General features: G+C 68.0%; 6 protein-coding genes. 5 read left to right on the forward strand and 1 reads right to left on the reverse strand.

Features of this window, described 5'->3' with window-relative positions; translation table 11 throughout:
* Positions 1 to 36: 36 nt before the first annotated feature.
* Positions 37 to 6723, forward strand: a complete 6687-nt coding sequence (locus AC1DYN_RS15875) for an N-6 DNA methylase (protein ID WP_477961170.1) — start codon at positions 37 to 39, stop codon at positions 6721 to 6723.
* Positions 6724 to 6739: 16 nt separating this feature from the next.
* Positions 6740 to 7528, forward strand: a complete 789-nt coding sequence (locus AC1DYN_RS15880; protein ID WP_477961172.1) for a hypothetical protein — start codon at positions 6740 to 6742, stop codon at positions 7526 to 7528.
* On the opposite strand, the gene AC1DYN_RS15885 is transcribed toward AC1DYN_RS15880, so the two are convergent.
* Positions 7488 to 7703, reverse strand: a complete 216-nt coding sequence (locus AC1DYN_RS15885) for a hypothetical protein (protein ID WP_477961174.1) — start codon at positions 7701 to 7703, stop codon at positions 7488 to 7490. The two genes, AC1DYN_RS15880 and AC1DYN_RS15885, sit on opposite strands and share 41 nt — an antisense overlap.
* A 100-nt stretch (positions 7704 to 7803) precedes the next feature.
* Between AC1DYN_RS15885 and AC1DYN_RS15890 the strand changes: the two genes are divergently transcribed.
* The 3 genes from AC1DYN_RS15890 to AC1DYN_RS15900 all read left to right on the forward strand — a co-directional run.
* A complete protein-coding gene (locus tag AC1DYN_RS15890) occupies positions 7804 to 9477 on the forward strand; it encodes a hypothetical protein (RefSeq protein ID WP_477961176.1) in 1674 nt (557 codons plus the stop codon).
* Between the two features lies 1 nt (position 9478).
* Positions 9479 to 10414 (forward strand): hypothetical protein, encoded by a 936-nt coding sequence (locus AC1DYN_RS15895; RefSeq protein WP_477961178.1) that lies wholly within the window; start codon positions 9479 to 9481, stop codon positions 10412 to 10414.
* Between the two features lies 1 nt (position 10415).
* Positions 10416 to 10823: hypothetical protein (locus AC1DYN_RS15900; protein WP_477961180.1), on the forward strand; the 408-nt coding region annotated here is incomplete at its 3' end.

The following is a 10823-nucleotide window of genomic DNA, read 5'->3' on the forward strand; positions in this document are numbered from 1 at the left end:
CTCCAATGAGGGGCACACCGAAACAGGCCCTCGCGTATGGATGCTCCCGCTCTCTCAGTCCTCGAAAAGCTCAAGATCGACGCGGGGCTGACCTCGCTGGTGCGCCAGCGGATGGCGATGCAGCCGACCATGCCGCTCTACGCGTTCCATGTGGCGCGCGTCGCGAGCCAGATCGTGGAGCTGCTGCGCAAGCGCGGCATCGATCTGAACGGCAAGGCCCGCGAGCTGAAGGCCTTCGCGAGCGACGGCGCGGCGGATATGCCGGCTCAGCCGCGCAAGGTCACGGCCAACCTGTACGAGTTCGACCAGAGCCGCACGCACGGGCAGCGCAAGAAGGACAACGCGGCCGCGATGGCGCTGCTGCGAGCCATCGACGCCGGCGAGCTGGCCGCCGCCGACCTGGACGACGACCAGAAGGCGACGCTGGCCAAGTACAGCGGCACGGGCGGCAACCTGGTCGGCGCCGACGGGCTGCAGGGCAGCGCCTACGAGTACTACACCCCCAAGCCGATCGCCGAGGGCATGTGGAGCATGCTCGCCGAGCTGGGCTTCAAGGGCGGCAAGGTGCTCGACCCGTGCGCCGGCGTCGGCATCTTCGGCGCCACGGCGCCGGCCAGCGCCGCGATCGAGGCCGTCGAGCTGAACGAGACCTCGGGCCGCATCAACCAACTGGTGAACGGCGGCGCTGGCTACAACGCCGTGGTGAGCCCGTTCGAGGCCGTTGCCTCGCGCACCGACGATGAAATCTACGACGCGGTCGTGTCGAACGTGCCGTTCGGTGGCGTCCACGACCGTGGCAGCAACCGCAAGATCGATCCGAAGTACCAGGACCAGCCGCTGGAGACGTACTTCATCCTGCGTTCACTGGAAAAGCTGCGTCCGGGCGGCCTGGCCGCGTTCATCGTGCCGCCGCGCGTGGTCAGCGCCAAGGGCGGCCGCGAAGAGCAACTGCGCATGGCCGCCAGCTACATGGCCGAGTTCATGGGCGCCTACCGCCTGCCCAACTCCGTCTTCGGCAGCGCCGACGCCGACACGATCACCGATGTGATCGTCCTGCGCAAGTTCGGCCGCGACGCCGCGCGCAAGGTCGAGGAGCTGCGCGAGCAGAACCCTGCCGCGCTGATCGCCGCCAACGTGCTGTGGCCGGAGTTCATCGACGGCAAGTATTTCCAGGGCGAAGGCCGGCGCTTCGTGCTGGGCGAGTTCGTCGCCAAGGACCCGAGCAAGTTCCGCGACGTGGATCGCGTGGTGAGTGACCAGAGCGTGTCGAACATCGGCAAGCTGCTTCGCAAGTTCCCCGGCTCGCGCATCGACTGGGCTGCGCTCGAGGCCACGGAAACCGCCCCCATCGAGTACAACGAGGGCGACACGATGACCATGGCCGGCCGGACGCTGGAAATGCGTGATGGCGCCTGGGTGTCGCTGGGTGAGTCCACCGAGGAGAGCCGCTACGACAACCTGGGCCCGGTGCTTTCGAGCGCCCTGGCCGCCGTGTCGAACAAGGTCAACCACGAGGACGCCGTCCGGTACGCCGAGTACCTGGGCCGCCGCTCCCTCGACCTGGACATGCCTGTCTGGCTGCGCGCCGCGCTGCGCGACCTCAACCGCGTGGACGCCACCGAGCGCGCGCGCCTGTGGACGGCCCTGACGGCCGGCCTGGCCACGATCGACGTGATGCAGGCGCACTCCGGTGAGCGCGCCTTCAACTACTTCGAGGAATACCCGGTGCTGTCGGACGTGCTGGTCGCCACGGCCGCCAGCGTGGTGAAGGCGCCTGCCGCCTGGTCGCGCGAGAGCAAGGCCGCCTTCAACAAGGCCCGCATCGTCTACAGCCGCAAGACCGGCTTCGAGGCGGTCTGGAAGGGCGAGGGCGCCGCCGACGTGGACGTGGGCAGCCTGGACCAGCAGGCGCAGGTCAACGCCCTGGTCTACACGCACGGAACGACGATCAGCGTCGAGCACCTGAGTTCGGTGCTCGGCGAGTCCTTCGACGTGATGGGCGAGGACGACTGGTGCCTGGACTCGACGGGCACCAAGGCGACGAAGGCCGACGACTACTACACCGGCAACTACGCCGAGTTCCTGGCGCGCATCGACGGAGAGATCCAGGCCGCCGAAGGCGCCGTGCGCGAGAAGCTGCTGCGCCAGCGTGCGGCCGCCGAGGGCCGTCTGGACAAGATGGACCCGACCGCGCTGCGCTACAACCTCTTCAGCCCGTTCGTGACGATCGAGGAGAAGGCTGAGTTCATGCGCCGCTTCATGCACCCGGCGTTCGCCGTGGGCGTGAACAACCTGGGCCAGCCCTACATCGTCTACGAGGGGCCGAGCGGCAACAGTGCGACGACCGAGCAGAAGCTGATGAGCCGCATGGCCAGCTACCTGTCGGGCAACGCCGCCGGCAAGGGCGTCCGCAGCCTGACGCTGCAGGGCAAGGAGTTGGCGATGTCCGACCGCGACGCGCTGGCGATGCTGCGCAAGTACGCGCAGCGCCTGAACACGCAGTTCGACGGCTGGGTGAAGGCCTCGCCCACGATCATGGATCGCATGGCCCGCACGGCCAACGACCCGGACAAGCTCTACTTCAGCGAGGTGGACGACAACACGCCGGTCGAGATTCCCGGGATGAACCCGGAGCTGGAGCTGCACGGCTACCAGAACGCGTTCGTCCGGCAGAAGGCGCGCAACTTCAGCGGCATCAACGGCTTCGACGTGGGACTGGGCAAGACCTTCACCTCGCTGGCCGCCACTCAGTACGTGCAGAGCATCGGCGTGAAGAAGAAGACGGCGTTCGTCGTCCCCAACTCGGTGCTGTCCAACTGGCGCCGCGAGGCCGCCCGCGCCTACCTGAGGATGGACGACTGCCTGTTCATCGGCCTGGAGGTCAATGAGCGCACCGGCAAGGCATCGGTGAACAGCTCCAACTACGCCCGCGACTTCATGCGCGTCCTGGAGAACCGCCACCGGAAGGTTTTCTGCACCATGGAGGCCTTCTCCATGCTGCCGCTCAAGGATGAGACGATCGCGGCCTACGAGGCATACCTCACGAGCGTCGATCCGTCGTTCGAGCCCTCGGAGAAGAAGGCGGACACCGAGCGCGCGGCCTCCAAGATCGCGGACGTGACGGGCAGCACCGGCGCGAAGTCGTCGGCCTACCCCTTCTTCGAAGACCTCGGCATCGACAGCCTGGTTCTCGACGAGGCGCACGCCTTCAAGAACAGCAAGGACACGCTGGAGTTCAGCGGCGGCAAGTTCTTGAGCGTGGCCGAGGCCTCGCAGCGCGGCCGCGACATGCAGATGAAGGCCTGGTTCGTGCGCGGCCTGACCGCCGGCGGCGATGGCGTCATGCCGCTGACCGCTACGCCGATCACCAACAGCCCGCTCGAAATCTATTCGATGCTGACGCTGGCCGTCGGCGAGAAGAAGGTGCACGACCTCTGCATGGGCGTCCGCGGCGCCGACGCGTTCATGGACGCCATGTGCATGATCGAGGACGACGAGGATGTCGGCATCGACGGCACGGTCAAGTCCTACCGCATCTTCACCGGCCTGCAGAACGTCAACCTGCTGCGCAACGCCATCAGCTCGACTGCGACGATCAAGACCGGCAAGGACGTGAAGGCCGCCGGCGACGACCTTCGCCTGCCCGACGCGCCCGAGATGAAGACGGCCGTCATCCTGTCCGCCGACACCAAGGGCCGCCTGAACGAGTACAAGATGGCCTACCGCGCGGCCAAGGAGCTGACCGGCATGGCCCGCAAGGACGCCGAGCCGGTGACGCCCGAGGAGATCGCCGCGTTCGAGCGCGTGCAAGCCCGCTTCGGCGAAGAGCCTGAGCTGATCGCCCACCCGTTCAACCTCATCCAGAAGATGACGGCGCTGATCGCCGACCCGGAGCTGGACGAGCGCGCGACGTTCTACAGCATCCTGGGCTCGGACCGCGCGCTGGCCGAGGGCGTCATCGCGGCCTTCAACAAGCTGGGCAAGACCGAGCAGCGCGCGCGCGGCGGCCCGTGGACGGACGCGGACGCCGTGGTGGGCAAGGTCGTCGTCAAGGACGGCGGCGGCGAGTCCGTCCTGCTCAGGATCAAGGTGCGCGCCACCTTCACGCCGGACGGCCGGATCGTGATCGACACGACCGACTACAACGTGCAGGCCGAGTTCGAGAAGCTGGCGACGAAGGCCAAGCTCGACCTCGACTGCAGCATCCCGCCGAAGCTCGCGGCCCTGCTGACCAACGTGAGGGCAGAGGAGGCTTCGCCGCGTTCGTCGTCGGGCCGCGTCAAGCAGTTGGTGTTCTGCGACATCCTGCCTATGCACAACAAGATCAAGCGCGTGCTGCACAAGCACGCCGGCATCGCGCTCGCGGCAATCGAGGTCATCAGCGGCCAGTCGATCAAGAACCCCGAGCAGATGCAGGACATCCAGGACGGGTTCAACGCCGAGGGCGAGGACAACCGCCTGCGCACCATCGTCGCCAACGAGAAGGCCGAGGTCGGCATCAACTTGCAGAAGGGCACGCAGGCCATCCACCACTTCACCATCGGCTGGACGCCGGACTCGCAGCACCAGCGCAACGGCCGGGGCGTGCGCCAGGGCAACACCGTCGCCCGCGTGAACGTCTACCACTACGACGCCGATGGCACCTTCGACGAGTACAAGCGCACCCTGACGACGAAGAAGGCCGACTGGATCGGCGCCGTCATGGACAAGCAGGGCGGCAACGAGGTGAACGTCTCCGGCGGCCTGACGGCGGACCAGTACGACGAGCTGATCGAGTCGATGGGCGACGCCACGGCGGTGCAGGCCATCCAGGATCGCGCGGCGCTGAAGGAGCGCCTGCAGCGCGCGGAGAGCGCGCGCCAGCGCCAGGTGATCAACCTCCAGACGGCGCAGAGCCAGCAGAAGTTCGTCAAGGACTTCCCAACCGTGCAGACTTGGATCTCCGCCAAGGCGATCGAGGCCTACGACCTGAACGCCAAGATCGCGGAGATGCGCGATCGCCCGACCACGAAGATGAAGGCCGAGACGCTGGTTCGCTTCGAGTCGCGTATCGCGGAGATGGACGCGACGTTGACCGGCATGCTGCGCGACCTCGACGACGTGGCCGTGCATTGGGGCAGCCAAGGAACGATCAGCGAGTGGGTGCGCAACGGCAAGGGGCGCAGCGCCTGGACGAAGGAAAAGAACTACCGCGAGGATGTCGGCCGCTACGCTGCCCGCGTCACGGTGAAGGAGGGTGCGGCCATCGTGGACGACTGGGCCAGCCAGGTTCAGCAGGCGAAGGCGATGGCCGACGAGGCGCTGAAGGACTTCGTGCGCATCGGCCAGCAAGGCGGCGGCGCTCACGACCCCAAGGTCGCCGACGCCTTCCGCGAGGGCGGTTCCGGCCTGCTGCTGGACAACCAGCCCGTCGTGGCCGGCATGTTCGTGCGCGATCGCAAGGGCAACCTGGCGATCATCGAGGGCTCTAGCGACAACTATGGCGGCGTGCAGGCCATCCGCTATCCGCATATCTCCGCCGGCGTGGCCGACGTGCTGCGCGGCGGCGGCAAGCTGATCGGCTTCGAGTCGCCGGACTACGACGCGGCCGTCACCGAGGCGGCGGAGATTGACGACGCGCAGACCCAGGTGGATGTGGCCTCGGTCTACAGGCTGTTCAGCTCGATCAACCCTGCCGTGGCTGCGCGCCGCAAGGTCGAGACCCTGGTGCGGTATCGCGGCGACGAGTACCTGCTGCCCGCGCCGCAGTTCGCGTACCCCGTGAACCCTGCCGACCTGGCGCAAGCATCCCAGGTGGTCCGCGATATCGTGACGGCGCAGGCCAGCGTGATTAAGGATTGGGACAGCTACTACTTCGTAGCGCCGTCCACGGCCGGCATGGAGGAGGCCGCCCCGAAGGATCGGGGCCAGGAGCGCCGCGCGTCTGCGCTGGCCAGCCGAGCGCGCGCGCTGGGCGTGCGCGTGACGCCCGATGACCTGTCGATCGTCATGCGCGGCGAGTCGGGCAACGGCAAGATGTGCCTGTACTACGCCAAGCACGAGTTCCACGCCCCCGCCGGCGCGGCCGCCCGCTTCGCGACGCTGACGACCCGCGACGAGGTCGATGCTGCCGCCCGCGCGCTCATTGCCGAGACGATGGACTGGCTCCTCCCGGACTCGGTCTGGCTGCTGGGCGACGTGATGCCGGCCGGTGCCTATGAAGTGACCGGCGCCTACAACGGCGCGCTGCGTCGCATCGCCGAGGCCGCGCGCCTGGCCGAGATCAAGGCGGCGGCCGCCGCTGGCAACGGCAACACGCCGCAGTTCGCCGCCTACGGCAAGGCGATCGCCGAGGGCCGCTTCATGCCCGGCATGATCACGCAGATCGAGGCCGACGAGCGCCTGGCCGACGGCGAGGCCGAGAAGCTGGGCGCGATGGCGGCGAAGTTCGACGCCGAAGCCCAGGCCGCCAAGGCCGAGAAGGTCGTCGCAGCCGGCGACATCGTCGTCAGCGCGGGCGGCAAGATCGGACTGGCCGGACAGACCATGGCGCGCGTGCGCATCGGCTCCGAAACGAAGGCGGTCAAGGATTTCATCAAGCTGGCCGCCGAGGAGGCTGGCGCGCGCGCGAAGTGGCGCGGCGACGCCCTCCAGTGGGACGTGACGCCGGAGGCGTGGGACGTGCTCTGCACCAAGTACCCCGAGGCCGCCAAGCTGGTAACGGTCTGCCCGGCGATCGAGTAAACCGCAAGGAATCCAAATGTCTTTCACTCAGTACAAGTTCTCCCCGGCGCAGATCGGCGACGCCGCCGTGGCCACGGCCAAGACGCTGTCGGCCGCGCACCCCGAGTTGAACGCGGCGCAGTTCGCGGCGGACACCATCGCCGCGCGGCTCGACGTCAAGCCGGAGGCATTCCTCCAGTACGGACCCTACTGGTGGGCCGTGAAAGCGGCGCTGCGCGAGCTGGGGCACGACTTCGGCGACGACGACGACGCGGTGGTGCGCGCCGAGTACGGCGGCGACCTGCCGACCTACGGCGTCCTGGTGGCCGGCGAGCAGTTCCGCGAGTTCTACGGTGCGATGTTCCTGGCCGGCTCCTCACAGTTCTGGCTCGACGCCGAGGCCGAGGAGTCCTACTCGCTGTTCGATGCGGACATGGAGATCCGACGCCTGGGCGGCAAGTTCCCGCTGCGCGTCAGGGCCGATATGCGGGCCGTGACGGTCGGCGAAGACGGCGCCGAGCCGGTGCTTGACGGCTTGGCCAGCGGCGCGCCGGCGTCCCCGTTCGCGGTGAAGTTCGAGTACGAGGCCCAGCTCTGGACGGCCAACGTCTACGCCGCCGATTCGACGGCCGCCCGCGGACTGGTGAATCGCATGCTGGATAGCGGCCGCATCGCGCGTGCCGTCGAGGGCAGCAAGCAGGCCGGCACGTCGGCGCTGGATGGCGTGGGTGGCGCCGCGCCGCTGTTCATCGACCGCGCGGCGCGCCGCGTCTGCGAAATGGGCGCTACGCCGGGCCCTGCGCCAGCGCGAGCAGCGCTGCACTGACGGCGCTCTTCTTGTTCAAGCCCCGGGTCTGCATGATCTGGAGCAACGCCGCTGCGGCGTCGGGCTCCAGGTCCGTGTTGAGGCGGCCACCGCCGCGCAGCTCCAGCTCCTTGCGGTAGCCCTGGAGGCGAATCCTGTGCGGGGTCGGCTGGACGCCGGCGGGTAGTCGTGCCATGCAGAAAATTCTATGTGGGTGCGGTGATTGGGAAAGCAGGGGCCTTTCCGTATCCGGGTGCGGGCGAGGATGCCGGAAATAGCATCCGCCAGGCCCATTCATGCAACAACCCTCCGACGGCAAGGACACGATCCTCGCCACCATCAAGGCCAAGATCGGGCTGGGCCGCAGGGCGGTCCAGGAGGTCGAACAAGCGAGCTACGAGTATTCGGAGACGATGACGACGACGGCCCTCACGGGCAACGGCGTCGTCGGCGCGCGCAACCGCCAGCAGCTCTACCAGAAGTACCAGCAGATGGCGACCGACCCGCTGGTTTCAGGCGCCGTCCGCCTCCATGTCACGGCGGCCCTTGGTGGGCACGAGACTTCGGGCGACCTGGTGTTCATCGAGGCGAATGCGGACGCCAAGGGCAACTCGCAAGCCGAGGCGGTCATCGCCGAGCTGTCCGAGTCGTTGGCGCCGATGTTCAATCGCATCGCCTTCCTCGCGGCCTACAACGGCGCCGTCTATGGCGACGCCTACGGTCGCATCTACGCGCGCAAGGGCAAAGGCGTGGTCGGGTTGACCGTCGACGAGCTGATGCTGCCACCGCTCGTGATTCCCTACGAGCAGGCGGACAAGACCGTGGTGTGTCGCGTGGCCGTCGGCGCGAAGCTGCGCGAGACGCTGACGATGGACCAGATCGCGCGCCTGAAGATGCCCCGCCTGGCCTACCTGCCGCAGCCGCTGGCCGTCGAGAAGGCCTGGCGCATGCAGATCACCGAGAACGACCCGGACAAGCTGCCGCTCATGCCCAGCCTGGTCGGCGGCTCGTTCCTGGCCGACGCCGAATCGCAGTTCAACAACTTCCAATCCGCGATGGCGGGCCTGGTCGGTCAGCGCGTGCTCGACTCGATCGACGAGTCGATCTTCACGGCGCAGGTCAACGGTATGACGACGGAGCAGCGCCAGACGTTCCTCGCGTCCATCAAGAACATGCTGAAGAAGTCGAAGGAGGTCGCCGAGGAGGCGGTGAAGTCCGGCCGCCCGGTGCTCCAGCGCATCCGCCACATCCTCCCCGTCTGGGCCGAGAAGCAGTTGATGAGCATGCAGGCGCTGAACAGCGGCGGCGGCTCGGGCAGCGGGCGCGCCGGCAACATCAGCATCGAGGACGTGCTGTTCCACGCGAAGCTGCTTGCCGGCTCGCTGGGCATCGACATCAGCATGCTGGGCTTCGCCGACCTCATGAGCGGCGGCCTGGGAGAGGGCGGATTCTTCCGCACCAGCGCGCAGTCCGCAGAGCGCTCGCGCTGCATCCGCGTGGGCCTGAGCGAGTTCTTCAACCACATCATCGACGTGCACCTGGTCTACAAGACCGGCAGCACCTACCCCGCGAACAAGCGGCCCTGGCAGGTCAACTTCTTCGGCACGATCAGCGCCCTGGAGACGGAGCGCCAGAAGACGCAGCTCGACGCCGCGAACACGACCATGCTCATGGTGCAGACGTTCCAGATGGCCAAGGACGCAGGCCTCGACCAGAAAGCGATGGCGCACCTGTTCGAGCGCGTGATGAGGCTCGACGCCAAGGACGCTGCGCTGTACGCGGCGGCGATCGAGAAGGCGAGGAAGGAAGCGGACGCGAAGGCTGCTGCCGAGGCCTCCGGCCAGTTCGGCGGCGGTGGCGATGGTGGTGGCGCACCGCCGTTCGGCGACGCTAGCGACGACGAGCCCGGCGATGGCGACGGCTCCGGGGCCCCCGGGGCGGCGAAGCCTCCGAAGTTCGGGAAGAAGTGATATGGCCTTCCTGACTCCCGATCCGACGGTCATCGGCCAGACGCTCGCGAAGACGGCCGCCGCGAAGGCGGCTTTGGCCGTCAGCCAGGCCATGAGCCCGAAGCTGGTCAGCGATGTTCAGCGCGTGCTCAGCACCGGCAGCGTGGCAGGCCAGTTGCTGGGCCTGCGCACCGGCATTGGCGCGGTCGACGACCTGCTGGGTCTTACCGACGTGCGCGACACGGCCACGACGCTGCTGGGCGGCCTCACGCTACGCCAGGCTCAGGCGATCTACGATCAGTCACGCTCGGCGAGCGTCGCGCGCAAGAACCTCTTCTTCATTCGGATCACCGACGCGAATCCGCCGGCGGGCGCCTATCAGGCGGCCCCGCCCGCGCAGGGCGGCCTCGCGGGTCTGATCCAGTCGCGCGTCGGGCCGGCCATTGGCGCCGTTGTGGGTGGCATTTCCAGCGCGGCGCGGACGGTCGCCGGTGCGCTGGGAGCACCGGGCTTGGTCGGCTCGCCCAACTCCATCGCCGCGATCGCGGCGTCGTGCTTCGACCTGCTGGCATTGGACGTGAGCTACGGCAGCAGCATCCAGGGCGACCACATCCAGGTCGGCGCAGCCTTCATCGACAAGGCGACCGGGACGACGCCGACCGAGATGCAGATCACGACGTTGGACGACGAGCGCGGCACGATCAAGTCGTGGTTCGACGCCAAGCAGAACCAGGTGGCGCGCGGCGACGGCTCGTTCGGGCTGCCGGCCGAGTACCTGGTGCGGATCGAGGTCGTGCACGCCATTCCGTCCGACCAGGTGCCCAACGAGAACCTGGCCTATCGCAGCGTGATGCGGATGAGGCCGCAGGCCATCCAGTTGGAGCTGTCGCGCCGCGACCAGGCTCTGGCAGAGATTCAGCTCACGTTCTCCGAGTTCGACCCCTTCATGGGCACCTGACATGGCAACTTTCAAGAGCGACCACGACGGCTTTCTGGTTGGCGAGCTGCTGGATGGCAGCCGCGACCTGCTGGTCGCGCAGCAGCGCAGCGCCGCAGTTCAGCGCGAGATTCGCAACGACGTGAAGACAATCGCGCGCGCAATGGGCGTTGCCGTGAGCAATGCTCGCCGCGCCAACAACCAAGCGAGCGGCGCGCGCGCGCCGATGGCAGCGCCCACGCAGCCGCGCGACGGCCGGGGGCGCTTCGTCGCTGGCCGGGCCGCTGTATCACCCAGTGGCCGAGGGGGCCTGTTCAGCGGCGGGGCTGCGTCAGGCACGACGCGTGGCGCAGCGTCGCCGGCGCGCGGCGGCGCGGTCGCGGTTGCCGGCACGCGAGATGCCGGTGGCCGCTTTGTCGCGGGCCAGCAG

Source organism: Rhizobacter sp. P2_D12 (assembly GCF_056404395.1).

Coding starts and splice junctions, on each gene's coding strand:
- AC1DYN_RS15875 (WP_477961170.1), top strand. CDS start 37: ATGGATGCTCCCGCTCTCTCAGTCCTCGAAAAGCTCAAGATCGACGCG.
- AC1DYN_RS15880 (WP_477961172.1), top strand. CDS start 6,740: ATGTCTTTCACTCAGTACAAGTTCTCCCCGGCGCAGATCGGCGACGCC.
- AC1DYN_RS15885 (WP_477961174.1), bottom strand. CDS start 7,703: ATGGCACGACTACCCGCCGGCGTCCAGCCGACCCCGCACAGGATTCGC.
- AC1DYN_RS15890 (WP_477961176.1), top strand. CDS start 7,804: ATGCAACAACCCTCCGACGGCAAGGACACGATCCTCGCCACCATCAAG.
- AC1DYN_RS15895 (WP_477961178.1), top strand. CDS start 9,479: ATGGCCTTCCTGACTCCCGATCCGACGGTCATCGGCCAGACGCTCGCG.